The organism is Pseudomonas sp. LBUM1648 (genome assembly GCF_059716145.1).
Window position 1 is genome coordinate 265,622 of the sequence record NZ_CP166808.1, and the last position, 19,306, is coordinate 284,927.

Sequence of the window (19,306 nt, forward strand, 5' to 3'; positions counted from 1 at the left end):
CTTTTTGGAATATTGGTCGTTCCCACGCAGAGCGTGGGAACGATCTCGTCTTCCGCTTACAGGAAATCCTTATAGGCGAACAACGCCGGCGCCCCGCCGGTATGCAGGAAAATGATCGGGCCTTCATCGAAGCGTTGACGACCAATCCCGTCGAGCAACCCGGCCATGGCCTTGCCGGTGTACACCGGATCAAGCAACACCGCGTCCTGACTCGCCAACAGCTTCACTGCGGACAGCGTCCCGGCATTCGGTTCGCCATAACGCGGGCCGAAGTATTCGTCCCACAATTCGACCTTGAAGCTTGCCGGCAACGCCACGCCGAGCAGATCGGCCGTGCGTTCGGCGAGGCCCTGCACTTTCGGACGCTGGGCTTCTTCACTGCGCGACACGGTCACGCCGATTACCGGCAATTGCGGCAACGCCTCACTCAACGCCAGCGCCAGACCACTGTGGGTGCCGGCGCTGCCGGAGGCCAATACAACGGCGGCGAATTCCAGGCCGGTGTCCTTGATCTGCTCGGCCAGTTCCAGACCAGCACGCACATAACCCAACGCACCAAGGGCATTGGAGCCGCCAATCGGCACCAGATAAGGCTTCTTGCCGTTGCTGCGCAGGCGCACGGCGAGGGCGGCGAGTTGTTCGTCGGCGTTGTCGAGGTTGTCGACCAGTTCGACCTTGGTATCGAACAGATCCAGCAGCAGGCGATTGCCGTTGCCGGTGTAATTGCTGTCGTCGGTGCCCAGCGGATTTTCCAGCAGGGCCACGCAGCCCAGCCCCAGTTTGGCTGCCAGTGCGGCGGTCTGGCGCACGTGGTTCGATTGCAGCGCACCGGCAGTGATCAGCGTGTCGGCGCCTTGCGCCAGCGCGTCGGCGGCGAGGTATTCGAGTTTGCGCAGCTTGTTGCCGCCCATGGCCAGTGGCGTCAGATCGTCGCGTTTGATGTACACGTCGCGGCCCAGCCAGGTGGACAGACGCTCGAGTTTTTCCAGTGGAGTCGGTTGGTCGAGAAGGTCGAGACGGTTAAAGCGGTCAAGCTGTTGTTTGATCATGAGTCCGTACTGGCGGAGAAAGATGAAGGGACTATAGGCACGCGCTTTTGCAGGGGCAACCGCGAATCGCTTATAGCCAAATGGACTGAGCCCAGCACTATCGGTTCTTAATTCGCGCTTGGGGGCATGCCGTAAAGTAGTCGCCGTTGACGCGGCCAGACAGTCCGGCCGCCCGTGAGGAGTCTTTACCGTGAGCGAGCGTTCCAGCCATTGGCAATTGCAGACCATCGTCAGCCAACTGCGTACCGCTAGGGATCAGTGGCGTGCCCAGAATGGCCGGGCCTCCGGCGAGCAGGGTGGTCGAGAGCTGCCGTCCCGCGCCGCGATGGCGGAGATTCTCGAAGCGCTGTGTGGGGCGTTGTTTCCGATGCGCCTGGGGCCGGTGGATCTGCGCGAAGAAAGTGAAGATTTTTACGTCGGCCACACCCTCGATGTGGCGTTGAACGCCCTGTTGGCGCAGACGCGCCTGGAACTGCGCTACGTCGCCCGCCACAGCGCGCAGGACGACAGCGAAGTCGAGACGCGCGCGATCCAGATCGTGCAGGATTTTGCCTTGGCATTGCCGGGGCTGCGCACGCTGCTCGACACCGATGTGCTGGCGGCCTACCACGGCGATCCGGCGGCGCGCAGCGTCGATGAAGTGTTGCTGTGCTATCCGGGAATTCTGGCGGTGATTCACCATCGTCTGGCCCACCATTTGTATCGCGCGGGGCTGCCGTTGCTGGCACGCATCAGTGCGGAAATCGCCCACTCGGCCACCGGGATTGATATCCACCCGGGCGCGCAGATCGGCCGCAGTTTCTTTATCGATCACGGCACGGGTGTGGTGATCGGCGAGACGGCGATCATTGGCGAGCGCGTGCGGATTTACCAGGCGGTGACCTTGGGTGCCAAGCGCTTCCCGGCGGATGAAGACGGGCAGTTGCAGAAGGGCCATCCACGCCATCCGATTGTCGAGGACGATGTGGTGATTTACGCCGGGGCGACGATTCTGGGGCGGATCACCATCGGCAAGGGTTCGACCATTGGCGGCAATGTCTGGCTGACTCGAAGTGTGCCGGCGGGGTGCAATTTGACTCAGGCCAATTTGCAGCATGATGACGGGACGCAGAAGTAGGGCTTTAGAGGCTTAACCCTCACCCCAGCCCTCTCCCAGAGGGAGAGGGGGCCGATCAAGGTGTCTTGAGTCAAACATCGACCTGAAACACCAAGTCGATTATGGATTCGGTACAGCAGGATCACGTCGGCGTATCTCCCCAATATCCCCCAATCAGTCCCCTCTCCCTTTGGGAGAGGGCTAGGGTGAGGGGCTATTGAACGAATCCACTCAAACCCACGTCATACCCCTCCTTGAGCTAGCGTAGGAAAGCTACCGCTTAGCCGTGCGATTAGTCCTTGGCGCCCTATCCATGTTTAACTTGAACGTTCATTCAAGTTAAACCGGTGGTTCGCTGCCCGCTCACAACAGGAGGCTTGCCTTTGCTGAGTCCGATCATTTCAGCCACGTTTCAAACCCTCGAGGTGCATGTTTCATGAGTGCATCGTCTACCCCCGCCAGCGGCCTGGTACGCATGAATCCGCCGGTGTTCTACTTCGCCGCGACGGTCATTCTGCTGTTTGGTCTCGTGGTCATCGCCATGCCGGAACAGGCTGGTGCCTGGCTGCTGGAAGCGCAAAACTGGGCGGCCAACACGGTCGGCTGGTACTACATGCTCGCGATGACGCTGTATCTGGTCTTCGTGGTGGTCACCGCGTTATCCGGCTACGGCAAGATAAAACTCGGTGCCGACCACGACGAGCCCGAATTCAGTTATCTGTCCTGGGCCGGCATGCTCTTCGCCGCCGGGATCAGCATCACGCTGTTCTTCTTCTGCGTGTCCGAACCGCTGACCCACATGCTCCAGCCGCCGCAAGGCGAGGCCGGCACGGCGGACGCGGCGCGTCAGGCGATGCAGGTGCTGTTTCTGCACTGGGGCCTGCACGGCTGGGGCGTATTCGCTTTCGTCGGCATGGCCCTGGCGTACTTCGCTTACCGGCATAACCTGCCACTGGCCCTGCGTTCGGCGCTGTATCCGCTGATCGGCAAACGCATCAACGGCCCCATCGGCTACGCGGTGGACGGCTTCGGCATCATCGCCACGGTGTTTGGTCTTGGCGCTGACATGGGCTTCGGTGTGCTGCACCTCAACTCGGGTCTGGACTACCTGTTCGGCATCGCTCACACCCAGTGGATTCAGGTCGGCCTGATCACGCTGATGATGGGCGCGGCGATCATTGTTGCCGTATCCGGCGTCGATAAAGGCGTGCGGGTGATGTCCGACATCAACATGCTGCTGGCCTGTGCGCTGCTGCTGTTTGTGTTGTTCGCCGGCCCGACCCAGCACCTGCTCAACACCCTGATCCAGAACGTCGGCGACTACCTCGGCGCCTTGCCGATGAAGAGCTTCGACCTCTACGCCTACGACAAACCGAGTGACTGGCTCGGCGGCTGGACAGTGTTCTATTGGGCCTGGTGGATCGCATGGTCGCCGTTCGTGGGCCTGTTCATCGCACGGATTTCCCGTGGCCGAACCATCCGTGAATTCGTCTTCGGCGTGCTGCTGATCCCGCTCGGTTTCACCCTGGCTTGGATGTCGATCTTCGGCAACAGCGCTCTCGATCAAGTGCTCAATCACGGCATGAGCGCGCTCGGCATGTCGGCCATCGAAAACCCGTCGATGAGTATTTACCTGTTGCTGGAAACCTACCCCTGGAGCAAAACCGTCATCGCTGTGACGGTGTTCATCAGCTTCGTGTTCTTCGTCACCTCCGCCGACTCCGGCACGGTGGTGCTTTCGACACTGTCGGCCAAAGGCGGCAACCCGGATGAAGACGGGCCGAAATGGCTGCGGGTGTTCTGGGGCGCAATGACCGCGCTGATCACCAGCGCGTTGCTGTTCTCCGGCAGCATCGATGCGCTGAAGTCGGCGGTCGTGCTGACCTCGTTACCGTTCTCGCTGATTCTGCTGTTGATGATGTGGGGCCTGCACAAGGCGTTCTATCTCGAGTCGCAGAAGCAGATCGCGCAACTGCATTCGCTGGCACCGGTGTCCGGTGCGCGGCGTGGCACGGGTGGTTGGCGACAGCGCCTGAGTCAGGCTGTGCACTTCCCGTCGCGTGATGAGGTGTACCGTTTCATGGACACCACCGTGCGCCCGGCGATCGAAGAAGTGACGGCGGTGTTCGTCGAGAAAGGCTTGAGCGTCGTCACCCAGCCGGATCCGGCACATGACAACGTCAGCCTGGAAATCGGTCACGGCGAGCAGCATCCGTTCATCTATCAGGTGCAGATGCGCGGCTACTTCACGCCGTCATTCGCCCGTGGTGGCATGGGCTCCAAGCAGCTCAACAACCGTCGCTATTACCGCGCCGAAGTGCATTTGAGCGAGGGCAGTCAGGACTACGATCTGGTCGGCTACACCAAGGAACAGATCATCAACGACATCCTCGACCAGTACGAACGGCACATGCAGTTCCTGCACTTGGTTCGTTGATCATGAGCTGGGCGCCGCGTCTGTTCAGGACTCGGCGCTCAGCACCATGTACAACACCATCGCCGCCAGCGGCACGCCAAATACCGCACTGCCGATTACCAGTTCCGCCCCCATGGACTGGCCGGCATGCACCACGCCCACCGCGCCGTTAATCACCGTCAGCGCCAGCCATAGCGCGGCGAAGCTGTACGCCATCGTCTGGCGACTGAAGCCGATGCGCTCGCCGATGTAGAGCATCAGGGTCAGCAGAACCAGGCCGAAGAAGATGATGATTGCGGTGTGCATAGACTTGCCTTCGGGATATGTGGTGCTTGATCCGCCGCCTTCGCGGGCTTGCCCGCGAAGGGGCCACCTCGGAGTTCTTTAGAGCATAGCCAATTCCGCCCCCGCCATATTCGTCAGCTGCTTTCGCGTTCGATGACTGTGCATTGCAGCAGATTCAGCCGCTGCACGTCATCGCTCGGCAACACTCCAAGGCTTTCCAATACCCGCGTCGCGGCAAGCACACCGATCTCCAGCGCCGGCGGTTTGATGGTGCTCAGACTCGGCAATAGCATCTCGGCAAATGGGTAATCACCGAAGCCGAGAATGGCGCAGTCTTCGGGGATTCTGATGCCGGCACGTTGGCCCGCCAGCAGGCCGCCGGCGGCAAGGTTGTCGTTGGCGAAGATGATCGCATCGGGGCGGGGTGAGGCGTTCATCAAGGCTTCCATCGCTTGCTTTCCGGCCTCGAACGGCGCGCGGTCGGCGTCCGGGGCGAACACCCATGGTTCCAGTCCGAACTCGCGCACAGTCGCGGCATAACCGTCGCGGCGTTCCAGTGCACTGAGGTCGCCGGGCGCGCTGTTCTGTACGAAAGCGATACGTCGATAACCTTTGTCGTACAGATATCGAGCGGCGCTGATACCCACTTCAAAATGCGAAAAACCGATCTGCATCGGCTCGCGTTCCGGCTGGTAATCCCAGGTTTCAATCACCGGAATCTCCGCCTCGGCAATCATCTTTTCCGTGCCAGCGCTGTGGAAATGACTGGTCAGCACCAGTGCTCCCGGCGACCAGCCAAGAAACGCTCGCACGGCGTTTTCTTCCAGTTCGGTGCTGAAGTAACTCGACGCCAGCAGCAGCTGATAACCGTGACGGCTAAGCGTATCGCTGAAGCCCTGAATGGTGTTGGCGAAGATCGGCCCGGAGATGTTCGGTATTACCATGCCGACAATTTTCCCCCGCGCTGAAGCCAAGCCACCGGCTACCAGATTCGGCACATAACCCAACTCGGCCACCACCGCTGCGATTCGCTCGCGACGTTCCGGCGAAACCTGTTCCGGTTGATTGAAGTAACGCGACACGGTGATCGCTGAAACGCCAGCCTCTCGCGCAACCGCACTCAGGGTCACGCGTCCGGCGCCACGGCGTTTGCGGGGCTTTTCTTCGTTCATGGCGCGATCCTTCTTAAAAACCAAAACGCATATAAAAGTAATTTTTCAGTATTGGACGCTCTATGCCGGGCTTGCCAATACTGGCGATGTTAGCGCTAACAAAGCGCGATGTCTGCTACTCGCTCGAGCGAATGCCTAAGACACCGATACAGGCGCTGTCGTCGCAGAACGGCAGCGGTTCAGGGCCATTTTCGAGCGGGCAAACATGCACAATATTCCTGGGGCAACACACAAACTGGCGCAATCGATTCGCGCTGCGGGCTGGCTGTTCACGGGGCTGGCGGCGTTGCCCCTGGCCGATGCTTTCGCGGCTGAGAGCACTGGTCAGGAGCCGACACTCAAGTCCGTGACGGTCACCGCCACCCGCCGCGAAGAATCGCTGCAAAAGGTGCCGGTGGCGGTGTCGGTGATCGACGGCGAACAGCTTGAACGCGACAACCGCAACGGCGTGGCGAGCATCGTCCAGCAAGTGCCGTCGCTGAATTTCCGTACCGGTGCATCGAACAAGGACACCTCACTGTTCGTGCGCGGCGTCGGCACGATTTCCACCTCGCCCGGCGTCGAGCCGACCGTGGCCACGGTGATCGACGGCGTGGTGTATGCACGTCCCGGCCAGTCCACGCTCGACCTGCTGGATCTGGAGCGCGTCGAAGTCTTGCGCGGCCCGCAAGGCACGCTGTTCGGCAAGAACGCCTCGGCCGGTGTGCTCAATATCACCAGCAAGGCGCCGACCGCCGAGACCCACGGCTACATCGATCAGTCGTACTACAGTGGCAATGAGAGCCGCACCCGCTTCGGCATTGGCGGCAGCCTGATTCCGGACACGCTCAAGGGCTCGATCAGCACCTTGTTCGGGAGCTACGACGGCAACGTCGACAACCAATACAACGGTCAGGAGGTTAACGGCTACAACCATCGCGGCGTGCGCGGCAAACTCGAATTCACCCCTAACGAGGACGTCACCTTCACCCTGATCGCCGATTACATGCAGTCCCACGATGACGGTCCGAATGGCGTGGTGGGCAAATCCCTGACCCCGGCCTTCGCTAATGCGTTGAGCCCGGTCAATGCCACCAGCCACAACCGCGACATCAATACCGACACCCGCAGCCACGTCGAGGACATCAACAAAGGTTTGTCCGGCCAGCTCGACTGGCAACTGGGCGATTACACCCTGACGTCGATTACCGCATGGCGTGGCTGGGACAACACCCAGTATCAGGATGGCGACCGACTCGGCACGGTGACGGCAGCGTTCCCCGGCACAGCGGACAAGGGCGATCTGGCCTTCGACCAATACTCCCAGGAGCTGCGCCTGGCCTCGCCGAAAGGCGAATTCCTCGAATACGTCGGCGGCCTGTTTTACATGCACGGCAAAGACGACGAAACCTATCAGCGCACACTGACCACCACCACGCGCACCGACCGAGGCGTTGCCGACTACAGCACCACCAGCGACAGCTACGCGGCATTCGGTGAAGCGACGTTGAACTTCACCCCGGACTTTCGCGGTATCGCCGGCCTGCGCTACACCCACTATGATCTGGAATACGATCACCGCCGCGTCTCCACCTCGGCGACCACCGTCAGCGGCATTCAACCGGCGACCAGCAGTTCCGGCTCGGTGGACGAGGACGGCTGGTCCGGTCGACTCGGCGTGCAGTACGACTTGAGCGACGCGGTCACCACGTATCTGACCTACTCGCGCGGCTACAAAGGCCCGGCCTACAACGTGTTCTTCAACATGCAGCCGCGCGACACCGAAGCGCTGAAACCGGAAACCTCCAACACTTGGGAGGCGGGGATCAAAGCCACGTCGTGGAACAATCGCCTGACCACCAACCTCGCGGTTTTCCACAGCGACTACGACAACTACCAGGCCAATTTTTTCGACACCGTCGCCGGGCAAGTGGTGACGCGCCTGATCAACGCCGGCAGCGTCAGCACAGAAGGCGTCGAACTCGATTACGCCTTGCAGGCGAGCCAGCAATTGAAATTCTCCGGCGCACTGGCCTACACCCGCGCACGCATCGACGAATTCGCCTGCCCGGCCGGCGCGGCGGCATCGTGCAACGTCAACGGCAAACCGCTGCCGTTCAGCCCGGACTGGAAAAGCTACGTGCGCGCCGACTACACCATCCCGCTCGACAACGGCCTGGATATCGAACTCGGCACTGACTACAGCTGGCAGAGCGAAGTGCAGTACGACATCAGCCAGAACGCCGACACCAAGCAAGGCGCTTACGGCCTCTGGAACGCCAGCATCGCCCTGGCCGATTACAGCAACGGCTGGCGCGTGGCCTTGCTGGGCAAGAACCTTACCGACAAGTCCTATTCGCCACTGCTGGCCAGCGGCGGCAACTACATCTATCGCGCCGTGCCACGGGATGACGAACGCTACTTCGGCGTGCAACTGCGCAAGGACTTCTAAAAATGAGCAGACAGCTGAAACTCGGTGCATTTCTCATGGCCACTGGGCACCATGTCGCCGCGTGGCGTCATCCGGAAGTGCCGGCCAACGCCGGGCTGGATTTCGCCCATTACAAACGGCTCGCGCAGATTGCCGAGGCGGCGAAGTTCGATACGCTGTTCGTTGCTGACAGCGTCGCTGCGCCGACCCAGGACATTGCCAGCCGCATGGCAAGGTCTGATCACTTCGAACCGCTCACCTTGCTCTCGGCTCTCAGTGCCGTGACCGAGCACATCGGCCTGATCGCCACCGCCACCACCAGTTACAACGAGCCGTATCACGTTGCGCGCAAATTCGCCTCACTTGATCACCTGTCGGGCGGGCGCGCGGGGTGGAATCTGGTGACCTCCGACAACGCCGCCGAAGCATTGAATTTCGGCCGTGATGAACACATAGGCCATGCCGAACGCTACAGCCGCGCCCGCGAGTTTCATCAGGTGGTCACCGGGCTCTGGGACAGTTGGGCGGACGACGCCTTTCACCGCGACAAGGCCAGTGGCGCGTATTACGACCCTTCGAAACTGCACGTGCTGGATCATGTCGGTGAGCACTTTCGGGTCAAAGGGCCACTGAACGTCGCGCGTTCACCGCAGGGTCAACCGGTGATTGTCCAGGCCGGCTCCTCTGAAACCGGTCGCGAACTGGCGGCGCAAACCGCTGAGGTGGTATTCACCGCGCAAACTTCACTGGCCAGCGCTCAGGCGTTTTACAGCGATCTCAAGGGACGCTTGAGCAAGTACGGACGCAGCGCGGATTCGCTGAAAATCATGCCCGGGGTTTTCGTGGTTGTCGGGCAGACGGAAGCCGAAGCGCAGGAAAAATGTGAAACGTTTCAGCAATTAGTCGAACCCGCAGTTGGCGTCGCCTTGCTTGGGCGTATGCTGGGCAACTTCGATTTGTCGAAGTACCCGCTGGACGGGCTGCTGCCGGAGCTGCCGCTCACCGACAGTGGTCAGCAGAGTCGGCAAAAACTGCTGACCGAACTGGCAGGCCGGGAGAACCTGACGCTCGTTGAACTGGGCCGCAAGATTGCCGGTGGGCGAGGGCATTACAGTGTGGTGGGCACGCCTGAACAGATTGCCGACCGTTTGCAGGAATGGTTCGAACAGGGCGCGGCGGACGGTTTCAATGTGCTGGTACCGCATCTGCCTGGCGGGCTCGAAGACTTCGCCAATGGCGTGGTGCCGGAACTGCAACGGCGTGGTCTGTTCAGAACTGAGTACGAGGGCCGGACGTTGCGCCAGAATCTAGGCCTTGTCCGACCCGGCAATAGATTTGTGTAACACCCTTGCGAGCAGGCTCGCGAAGCAGTCGACACCCATTTCAAAACAGACAAGAGAGGATTCGATGACTTACACCGCTGCCGAAAACCGCTACGACTCCATCCCATACCGCCGCGTCGGCCGCAGCGGTCTGGTGCTGCCGGCGCTGTCGTTGGGGCTGTGGCATAACTTCGGCGACAGCACGCCGATCGAGACCCAGCGCGCCTTGCTGCGCACCGCGTTCGACCTGGGGATCAACCACTTCGACCTGGCCAACAACTACGGCCCTCCGTACGGCAGTGCCGAAATCAACTTCGGTCGCCTGCTGCGCGAGGACTTCAAGCAATATCGCGACGAACTGATCATCTCCAGCAAGGCCGGTTGGGACATGTGGCCCGGCCCTTACGGCCAGGGCGGCGGCTCGCGCAAATACGTGCTGGCCAGCCTCGACCAGAGCCTGCAACGCCTCGGTCTGGACTATGTGGATATCTTCTATTCGCACCGCTTCGACCCGGACACTCCGCTGGAAGAAACCGCCAGCGCCCTCGCCACGGCGGTGCAGCAGGGCAAGGCGTTGTACATCGGCATCTCCTCGTATTCCGGGGTGAAAACCCGCGAGATCGCCGCGCTGCTCAAAGAATGGAAAGTGCCGCTGCTTATTCACCAACCGGCGTACAACCTGCTCAATCGTTGGGTGGAAAAGGATCTGCTCGATACCACCGATGAACTCGGCACCGGCGTCATCGCCTTCACGCCATTGGCGCAAGGGCTGCTGACCGACAAATACCTCAACGGCGTGCCGGCGGATGCGCGGGTCAATCGTCCGGGCGGTGGTTCGTTGCAGGCTTCGCACTTGTCCGATGCCAACATCGCCCACGTGCGCGCGTTGAACGAGATCGCCAAGCGTCGCGGCCAGAGCCTGGCGCAACTGGCGCTGGCGTGGACGCTGCGTGATCCGCGCGTGACCTCGGCCCTGATCGGCGCGAGCCGGCCGGAGCAGATTATCGAGAACGTCGGGGCGTTGAAGAATTTGAGCTTCAGTGCTGAGGAATTGGCGGAGATTGACGGGTTTGCCCAAGAGGGTGGGATCAATCTTTGGGAGAAACCTTCGACGGCGGAGTGATCACGAGCGGGGTGTGTCATTCGGATCCTACCCCCTCACCCCAGCCCTCTCCCCCAGGGGGGGCGAGGGGGAAAGGGAGCCGATCTTCATGCTTTTTAAGCCTGAGTTCGACTCGGTATATCAGGTCGATGTATAGCGACAAAACTACACGGTCAGTCCCCTCTCCCTCTGGGAGAGGGTTAGGGTGAGGGGCGTTTGCTGTTTAGGGCTCAGCGAAAAAACGGCACATCCCCCAACACCGTAGCCCGCTGCATCACCCGCCGCGCCGGGCGGTAATCATCCACCGCATAATGCTGCGTCACGCGATTGTCCCAGAACGCAATATCGTCCTTCTGCCAGCGCCAGCGAATGGTGAACTCCGGCCGCGTCGCATGGGCGAACAGGAACTTCAGAATCGCCTCGCTCTCGGTCTCCGACAGCTCATTGATCTTCGACGTAAAGCCTTCGTTGACGAACAATGAACGCCGCCCGCTCACCGGGTGCGTGCGAATCACTGGGTGCGACAACGGCGGATTCTTGCGCCGTGCCTCTTCCCACTGTGCCAGCGCTTCAGGTGTGTTGCCGTAACGCTCCAGCGGAAACGAGCGAGTGAAATCGTGGGTGGCGGTCAGTCCTTCAAGCAACGTTTTCATCGGCGCCGAAAGCGCCTCATACGCAGCAATCCCGCTGGCCCACAACGTGTCGCCGCCAAACTCTGGCAGCAACTTGGCGCTGAGCACCGCGCCCATCGCCGGCGTCGGCAGGAAGGTCACGTCCGTGTGCCAGATCGCGTTGTCGCGCACGTCGGTAACGGCGGTATCCAGAATCAGCACTTCTGGCTGTTCCGGCACGTTCGGGTAGATCGGGTGAATGTGCAGATCGCCGAAATAATGAGCGAAGCGCGCCTGTTGCGACGGCTCGATCGGCTGATTGCGGAAGAACAGCACCTGGTACTTGAGCAGCGCCTGCTCGATGTCGTCGCGGTGTTCCAGGCTCAACGGCTTGCTGATGTCGATGCCGCTGATCTGTGCGCCGAGGGCCGAGCTTAACGGGGTGATATTCAGGCTGCTCATGGTGGTTCTCTTCAATTTCGGGGCCCCGATGTGTCGGGGTAGTCAGTACTGAACAATCAGTGCGCCTGGCCGTGCCACGGCACCAGTTTGCGTTGCAGGGCGCGCAGGCCCATTTCCATGGCGAAGGCAATCAGGGCGATGACCAGAATCCCCAGCACCACCACATCGGTGACCAGAAATTGCGCGGCCGATTGCACCATGAAGCCCAAGCCGCTGGTGGCCGCGATCAGTTCGGCAGCCACCAGCGTTGACCAACCGACGCCCAGACCAATGCGCACACCGGTAAGAATGTCCGGCAGTGCGCTCGGCAAAATCACATGACGAATCAGCTGCGCGCGGGTGGCGCCGAGCGACTGCGCGGCACGCAATTTCGCCGGGTCGACGGTGCGTACGCCGGTCGCGGTGGCAATCGCAATCGGGGCGAAAATCGCCAGGTAGATCAGCAGCACTTTCGACAACTCACCGATGCCGCACCAGATCACGATCAGCGGCAGATAGGCGAGCGGTGGGATAGGGCGGTAGAACTCGATCAGCGGATCGAGCACGCCACGGGCGATGCGATTAGCGCCGATGGCGATGCCCACCGGCACGGCGGTGAGAATCGCAAAACCCAAGCCCAGGCCGATACGACTCAGGCTCGCGCCCAAGTGCTGCCACAGGGTCGAGTCCATATAACCCGCAGTCGCCAGCAACCAGCCTTTTTGCAGCACGGCGGAGGGCGGCGGCAGGAACAGCGGCTCAATCAATCCAGTGGCGGTCACCGCCCACCAGATCACCAGCAAGGCGAACAAAGTCAGCAGGCTGATCCAGCGCGTGCTGAGGCGGCGGCGCACCGGGATCGCCACCGAAGAGCTCTTCACCGCAGGGGCAGAAACGTCGTAACTGCTCATGCGCGCTCCTGCCGTTGAACGGCGCTGCGTTGCGAGAACACTTTGCTGAGCACGTGTTCGCGGGTTTCGATAAAACGCGGGTCGGACTTGATCGCGCGGGCAGACTCACCGGCGGCGTAACGCTGGCCGAAATCCAGGTGCAGACGCTCGACGATCTGCCCCGGATTCGGCGCGAGCAGAATCAAATCAGTGGCAAGGAAAACCGCTTCTTCAATGTCGTGGGTAATCAGGAAAACCGGTTTGGCGGTACGTTGCCAGACTTGCAACAACAGCTCCTGCATCTGTTCGCGGGTGAAGGCGTCGAGGGCGCCGAAGGGTTCGTCCATCAGCAACACGCGGGGGTCGGCAGCGAGGGCGCGGGCGAGGCCGACGCGTTGTTTTTGGCCGCCGGAAAGCTGCCAGACGCGGCGGTTCTCGAAACCGGAGAGGTCGACCAGCGCGAGCATCTCGCGGGCGCGCTGTTCGCGTTTGTGCTTGGCAACACCGGCCAGTTCAAGACCGAAAGCCACGTTGGCTAACACATCCTGCCAAGGCAGCAGGGCGTCGTCCTGGAACACCACGCCGCGTTCGGCGCTTGGGCCTTTGACCGGCACGCCGTCGAGGGTGATGCGCCCTGCACTCGGTTCGACGAAACCGGCAATCAGGTTCAACAGCGAAGTCTTGCCACTGCCGGACGGGCCGAGGGCCACCAGCAATTGCTGAGGCCCCAGGGTCAGAGAGATATCCGCCAGCACCGGTTCCGGGCTGCCCGGGTACTGTGCGCTGATGCGCTCCAGCTGTAGCAAGGCCATCGCTATTAACTCCCGATCAGTTGGTGATGTATTTGGCGCTGACGTACGGCGCGTAGTCCGGCAGAACGGCTTCGACCTTGCCCTGTTCCTTGAGGAACGCGGCGGTGTCGGTGATGGCTTTGGTGGTCGGCGCGCCGAGGTCGCTGACCTGATCCGCCGCCAACGGGTAGACGTTGCCTTGCAGCAGCAATGGAATGTCGCTGGCCTTGGCACCGGAGAGCTTCACCAGTTTGTCGACGTTGGATTGATTGGCGAGCCAGGCTTTCGGGTCTTTGCGGTAATCGGCGTAAGCGTCGAGGGTGACTTTGGCGAACGCGGTGACGATTTCCGGGTGCTTCTCGGCGAAGTCTTTACGCACGATCCACGCATCGAAAGTCGGCGCGCCGAACTTGGCCAGTTCACCGGAAGTGATCAGCACTTTGCCGTTTTCCTTGGCCACACCGAGGGCTGGGTCCCACACGTAAGTGGCGTCGATGTCACCACGTTTCCACGCCGCGATGATCGCTGGCGGGGCGAGGTTGAGCACGGTGACTTTCGACGGATCGATGTTCCAGTGCTTCAGTGCGGCGAGCAGGCTGTAGTGACCGGTGGACACAAATGGCACGGCGATTTTCTTGCCGATCAGATCTTGCGGGGTCTTGATGCCGGAACCGTCGCGGGCAACCAGCGCTTCGGCGGCGCCGATCTGGGTGGCGATGAGGAACGTTTCCACCGGGACTTTGCGGGTGATCGCCGCCGTCAGCGGGCTCGAACCGAGGTAACCGATCTGCACGTCACCGGAGGCAATGGCCGCGATGATGTCGGCACCGTTGTCGAATTTGCGCCAGCTGATGTCGGCTTTGGTGGCTTTCTCATAAGCGCCGTCAGCCTGGGCGACTTTCGCCGGGTCAACGGTGGTCTGGTAAGCGACAGTGAGGTCGGCAGCCTGCGCCAGGAAGCTCGCGGCAGCCAGAGAGGCCGCGGCCAGCAGGCGAAGCGGGAAATTCAGTTTCATTGAAGAGCTCCATATCAGGCGACCGAGCGTCGGCGTGATAGGAGACTAAATGATCTAAGAATCCAAAAATAAATAACTTTTTAGAATGAGCTTATGAGCGGAAAAATCTAAGGCTCGGCGGATATTGATCGTTCCCACGCTCTGCGTGGGAACGATCCAAGGCTACGCTTAGTTGCTGATTGCGAGAATGCTCGCCTGATACGACCCGACAAACACATCAAAATCGCCCACTTCGTTCTGCTCCAGCTCAGCCTGCGCCGCCAGAGAAGAACGCGCCACCTCCTCAAATTTCGCCTGTTCTTCGGGCTTCAAAGGCTCGCTGCGGAAGAACTCCGCATGCGCCTGGCTCTGACGCAGGGAGAACTGCGCGAAGCTTTCCTTGTGTTCAGCCATTGCTGCCAGCACTTGCGCCGACGGTGTCAGCGACGGGTCTTTGACCTTGGCCAGCTGCGTATCCAGCGCCTTGCTGTGCGCATCGCCGCCATGGCTCTGATCCAGCAGCGCCGCCAGCGGCGCAATCTGTTCCAACAGCTCGGCCGCCCAAACCTTCAGCTCGACCGGCTGACCGTCGCGCTGCAATTGCAGGCCCGGACGGCGGCCTTCCTTGACCACGCTGAGGAAGTTCGACGTGGCGTTGCCGCAGGAGTTGTTGGTCAGCAGGGGGCTTTCGTTCAACGCGCAATACAGCAGGAACGCATCGAGGAAGCGCGACTCGGTGAGGTCGATGCCCATTGGCAGGAACGGGTTGATGTCCAGGCAACGTACTTCAACGTACTGAATGCCACGGGCCACCAGCGCCTGAATCGGCCGCTCGCCGGTGTACGTCACGCGTTTCGGGCGGATGTTGGAGTAGTACTCGTTTTCGATCTGCAGGATGTTGGTGTTCAACTGAACCCACTCGCCATCCTGATGCGTGCCGACCTCAACGTACGGCGGGTACGGGGTGGCCACGGCTTTGCGCAAGCTGTCGGTGTAGCTCGCCAGATCGTTGTAGCACGGCGTCAGGCCGGCCTGGGCGTTGCTCTGGTAACCGAGGTCGCTCATGCGCAGGCTGGTGGCGTAGGGCAGATACAGGGTGTCCGGGTCCAGTTGTTCCAGTTGACGCGAACGACCGCGCAGGAAACCGGCATCCAGCGCCGGGGAAGCACCAAACAGGTACATCAGCAGCCAGCTGTAGCGACGGAAATTGCGGATCAGCGCGATATAGGACGACGACTGGAAATCCCGGTCGGTGCCTACGAAACCCTCGGCTTCTTTCAGCAGCGGCCAGAGTTTTTCCGGCAGGGAGAAGTTGTAGTGAATCCCGGCGATGCACTGCATGGTCTTGCCGTAACGCAGGGCCAGGCCTTTGCGGTAGACGTACTTGAGCTGACCGATGTTGGACGTGCCGTAGTAGGCGATCGGGATGTCTTCCTCGGCCGGCAACGGGCACGGCATCGATGGGCTCCACAGGTACTCGCTGCCGAGTTTGCTGTAGGCAAAACGATGAATCTTGTCCAGGCTCGCCAGCATGTCCGCCGGGTCGGGCAGGGCAGGTGTGATGAATTCCAGCAGCGACTCGGAATAGTCGGTGGTGATTTGTTCGTTGGTCAGCGCGGAACCCAAGGCTTCCGGGTGCGGCGTTTGCGCCAGTCGACCTTCGCTGGTCACGCGCAGGCATTCACGTTCGATACCGTGGAGGCACTGTTCGAGCAGAGAGAGGTTGGCGCGCTCACCGAGCAGAGCCAGGCGGCGGTTGAGAAGTTCGCTCAATTTGGATTCCTTCACGCGTCAGTCGCCCCAATATGGGGGTGGGCAGGACGGTCTACAAGGGTGAAGTTGAAACTGGCGTTTTCGCCTGGTTTTTGAGCCATAAAGGCCCGTGCCGATTGCCAACTTCACTCCTTGAATCTGGCTATTACGCACGCGGAAAAGTTCGACGCCGCAGACGCAGCGCCGAAATTAACTCAAATTGATGGCCACAAGCTACAGGACAGCGAACGTGCCTTGCGCTTTTGCGACCAGTTTGTCGCCCTGCATCACATCGGCTTCGACCACCAACGTGCGGCGGCCCGGGTGGATCACCCGCGCCGTACACAGCACCTCACCGTCGGAAACGGCGCGGATGTAGTTGATCTTGCACTCGATGGTCGCGCTCTGCTGATCGAAACCGTGGGTGCTGGAACAGGCCAGCCCCATGGCGATATCGACCAGACTGAACAGCGCGCCGCCATGCAATTTGCCGCCGCGGTTGCGCAATTCGGGTTCCAGCCCCAGGGCGACTTGCGCCACCCCGGTTTCCAGGCTGTGCAGGCGGCAACCCAACAGCTTGAAAAACGCGCTCTCGACGAGCCCGGCCGGAATCTCCATCAGCGTTTCTTCAACTGCTTGGCGTTGGCGAACAGCGACGCCATCGCGTTGTTCACTGGCGCGGCGGTGGCGGTTTCCTTGCGTGGCGCGTTGTTCGAAGGCTGGCGTTGTGCCGAGCCCGGACGCGAGCCACGGGCGCCATCGATCTTCTCGCCCGGGGTGTCGCCCATGCGCATCGACAGGCCGACGCGCTTGCGCGGGATGTCGACTTCCATGACCTTCACTTTCACCACGTCACCGGCCTTCACCGCTTCGCGCGGATCTTTGATGAACTTCTCCGACAGCGCCGAGATGTGCACCAGACCATCCTGATGCACGCCGATGTCGACGAATGCGCCGAACGCGGTCACGTTGGTCACGACGCCCTCGAGGATCATCCCCAGTTGCAGGTCTTTGAGGTCTTCGACGCCTTCCTGGAACTCGGCAGTCTTGAATTCCGGACGCGGGTCGCGGCCCGGTTTTTCCAGCTCCTGGAGGATGTCGGTCACGGTCGGCAGACCGAAGGTCTCGTCGGTGAACTTCTTCGGGTCCAGGCGCTTTAGGAAACCGGCATCGCCGATCAGCGAGCGAATGTCACGGTCGGTTTCAGCGGCAATGCGCTGCACCAACGGATAGGCTTCCGGGTGAACCGCCGAGGAATCCAGCGGGTTGTCGCCGTTCATCACGCGCAAGAAACCGGCGGCCTGTTCGAAGGTTTTTTCGCCCAGACGCGCGACTTTCTTCAGCGCTGCGCGGGTTTTGAACGCGCCGTGCTCGTCGCGGTGCGCCACGATGTTCTGCGCCAGTGTTGCGTTGAGACCGGAGATCCGTGCCAGCAGGGCCACGGAGGCTGTGTTCACGTCGACGCCGACGGCGTTCACGCAGTCCTCGACCACAGCGTCCAGACCACGTGCCAGTTTCAGTTGCGACACGTCGTGCTGGTACTGGCCGACACCGATGGATTTCGGGTCGATCTTCACCAGCTCGGCCAGTGGATCCTGCAAGCGACGGGCAATCGACACCGCACCACGGATCGACACGTCCAGATCCGGGAATTCCTTGGCTGCCAGTTCCGACGCCGAGTACACCGATGCGCCGGCCTCGGAGACCATGACCTTGGTCATCTTCATGGCTGGATATTTTTTGATCAGCTCGATCGCCAGTTTGTCGGTTTCGCGGCTGGCGGTGCCGTTGCCGATGGCGATCAGGTCAACCGAGTGCTTGGCGCACAGGGCCGCCAGAATGGCGATGGTCTGATCCCATTTGTTGTGCGGCACGTGCGGGTAAACCGTGGCGTGATCCAGCAGTTTGCCGGTCGAATCGACCACCGCCACCTTGCAACCGGTGCGCAGGCCCGGGTCGAGACCCAGCGTTGCGCGCGGGCCGGCCGGCGCGGCCAGCAGCAGGTCGTGCAGGTTGTGGGCGAACACGTTGATTGCCTCGGTTTCGGCGCCGTCGCGCAACTCGCCCAGCAGGTCGGTTTCCAGGTGGGTGTAGAGCTTGACCTTCCAGGTCCAGCGCACCACTTCACCCAGCCATTTGTCGGCCGGACGGTTCTGGTTCTGGATACCGAATTGCTGGCCGATCATGCCTTCGCACGGGTGCATGGTGCCCGGCAGTTCGTCGCCGACTTTCAGCGCGGAGCTGAGGATGCCTTCGTTGCGGCCACGGAAAATCGCCAGTGCGCGGTGCGATGGCATGCTTTTCAGTGGCTCGTCGTGTTCGAAGTAGTCGCGGAACTTCGCGCCTTCCTCTTCCTTGCCGGCAATCACGCGGGCACTGAGGGTCGCTTCCTGCTTGAGATAGGTACGCAGTTTTTCCAGCAGGCTGGCGTCTTCGGCGAAGCGTTCCATCAGGATGTATTTGGCGCCTTCCAGCGCAGCTTTCACATCGGCCACGCCTTTTTCGGCGTCGACGAAGCGTGCCGCTTCGCTTTCCGGGGCCAGGTTCGGGTCGTTGAACAGGCCGTCGGCCAAATCGCCGAGGCCGGCTTCCAGGGCGATCTGGCCCTTGGTGCGGCGCTTCTGCTTGTACGGCAGGTACAAGTCTTCGAGGCGGGTCTTGGTGTCGGCGAGCTTGATGTCGCGCTCAAGAGCAGGGGTGAGTTTGCCTTGCTCTTCGATGCTGGCGAGGATGCTGATGCGCCGTTCGTCGAGTTCTCGCAGGTAGCGCAGGCGCTCTTCCAGATGACGCAACTGGGTGTCATCGAGGCTGCCGGTGACTTCTTTCCGGTAGCGGGCGATGAAGGGAACGGTAGAGCCTTCATCGAGTAGCGCGACGGCCGCTTCGACCTGTTGTGGGCGTACGCCGAGTTCCTCGGCGATGCGGCTGTTGATGCTGTCCATAAAACCACCTGACATATTGTGAAAGCAGGCTCG

At 61.2% G+C, this 19,306-nt stretch carries 15 protein-coding genes; 5 read left to right on the forward strand and 10 right to left on the reverse strand.

Annotated features, from left to right (window positions below; genetic code table 11):
• Positions 1–56 precede the first annotated feature (56 nt).
• Complete coding sequence (locus ACA043_RS01165; protein ID WP_497658468.1) at positions 57–1,049, reverse strand: D-cysteine desulfhydrase; 993 nt, start codon at positions 1,047–1,049, stop codon at positions 57–59.
• Between the two features lie 190 nt (positions 1,050–1,239).
• On the opposite strand from ACA043_RS01165, the gene epsC reads away from it, so the two are divergent.
• The gene (epsC, locus tag ACA043_RS01170; RefSeq protein WP_187679385.1) at positions 1,240–2,166 is read left to right on the forward strand and encodes a serine O-acetyltransferase EpsC; all 927 of its coding nucleotides are present in this window, start codon (positions 1,240–1,242) and stop codon (positions 2,164–2,166) included.
• A gap of 454 nt (positions 2,167–2,620) precedes the next feature.
• Entirely contained in the window at positions 2,621–4,582 is a 1,962-nt protein-coding gene (gene betT / locus ACA043_RS01175; RefSeq protein WP_497659614.1) for a choline transporter BetT, read from the forward strand.
• Between the two features lie 24 nt (positions 4,583–4,606).
• Here betT and ACA043_RS01180 read toward each other — a convergent pair whose 3' ends face one another.
• Together ACA043_RS01180 and ACA043_RS01185 are read right to left on the reverse strand one after the other, a co-directional pair.
• A complete protein-coding gene (locus tag ACA043_RS01180; RefSeq protein WP_497658469.1) occupies positions 4,607–4,867 on the reverse strand; it encodes a hypothetical protein in 261 nt (86 codons plus the stop codon).
• A 113-nt stretch (positions 4,868–4,980) separates the two neighbouring features.
• Positions 4,981–6,018: a LacI family DNA-binding transcriptional regulator gene (locus ACA043_RS01185; protein WP_497658470.1), complete on the reverse strand. Its 1,038-nt coding sequence runs from the start codon at positions 6,016–6,018 to the stop codon at positions 4,981–4,983.
• 205 nt (positions 6,019–6,223) lie between these two features.
• On the opposite strand from ACA043_RS01185, the gene ACA043_RS01190 reads away from it, so the two are divergent.
• The 3 genes from ACA043_RS01190 (at position 6,224) to mgrA (ending at position 10,873) form a co-directional block, all read left to right on the forward strand.
• On the forward strand, positions 6,224–8,449 hold the full coding sequence (locus ACA043_RS01190) for a TonB-dependent receptor (RefSeq protein WP_497658471.1): 2,226 nt from the start codon (positions 6,224–6,226) through the stop codon (positions 8,447–8,449).
• Between the two features lie 2 nt (positions 8,450–8,451).
• Positions 8,452–9,771, forward strand: coding sequence for an LLM class flavin-dependent oxidoreductase (locus ACA043_RS01195; RefSeq protein WP_497658472.1), 1,320 nt, complete (start codon positions 8,452–8,454; stop codon positions 9,769–9,771).
• Between the two features lie 64 nt (positions 9,772–9,835).
• Positions 9,836–10,873 carry an L-glyceraldehyde 3-phosphate reductase gene (gene mgrA, locus ACA043_RS01200; protein ID WP_187679396.1) on the forward strand — a complete coding sequence of 346 codons (1,038 nt, stop codon included), beginning with the start codon at positions 9,836–9,838 and terminating at the stop codon, positions 10,871–10,873.
• Positions 10,874–11,082: 209 nt separating this feature from the next.
• Here the strand turns inward: mgrA and tauD are convergent, their stop codons facing one another.
• The 7 genes from tauD to ACA043_RS01235 all read right to left on the reverse strand — a co-directional run bounded on the left by tauD (position 11,083) and on the right by ACA043_RS01235 (position 19,273).
• Positions 11,083–11,925, reverse strand: a complete 843-nt coding sequence (tauD, locus tag ACA043_RS01205) for a taurine dioxygenase (RefSeq protein WP_497658473.1) — start codon at positions 11,923–11,925, stop codon at positions 11,083–11,085.
• 56 nt (positions 11,926–11,981) lie between these two features.
• Entirely contained in the window at positions 11,982–12,815 is an 834-nt protein-coding gene (tauC, locus tag ACA043_RS01210) for a taurine ABC transporter permease TauC (RefSeq protein WP_187679398.1), read from the reverse strand.
• Entirely contained in the window at positions 12,812–13,606 is a 795-nt protein-coding gene (gene tauB, locus ACA043_RS01215; RefSeq protein WP_187679399.1) for a taurine ABC transporter ATP-binding subunit, read from the reverse strand. Before tauB ends, tauC begins: the two co-directional genes overlap by 4 nt.
• A gap of 16 nt (positions 13,607–13,622) precedes the next feature.
• Positions 13,623–14,600 (reverse strand): taurine ABC transporter substrate-binding protein, encoded by a 978-nt coding sequence (gene tauA / locus ACA043_RS01220; RefSeq protein WP_253497936.1) that lies wholly within the window; start codon positions 14,598–14,600, stop codon positions 13,623–13,625.
• Positions 14,601–14,768: 168 nt separating this feature from the next.
• On the reverse strand, positions 14,769–16,352 hold the full coding sequence (gene gshA / locus ACA043_RS01225; RefSeq protein ID WP_497658474.1) for a glutamate--cysteine ligase: 1,584 nt from the start codon (positions 16,350–16,352) through the stop codon (positions 14,769–14,771).
• 213 nt (positions 16,353–16,565) lie between these two features.
• The gene (locus ACA043_RS01230; protein ID WP_187679402.1) at positions 16,566–16,949 is read right to left on the reverse strand and encodes a PaaI family thioesterase; all 384 of its coding nucleotides are present in this window, start codon (positions 16,947–16,949) and stop codon (positions 16,566–16,568) included.
• A complete protein-coding gene (locus ACA043_RS01235) occupies positions 16,949–19,273 on the reverse strand; it encodes a Tex family protein (RefSeq protein ID WP_497658475.1) in 2,325 nt (774 codons plus the stop codon). The genes ACA043_RS01230 and ACA043_RS01235 overlap by 1 nt, the downstream gene beginning before the upstream one ends.
• Positions 19,274–19,306: the final 33 nt, after the last annotated feature.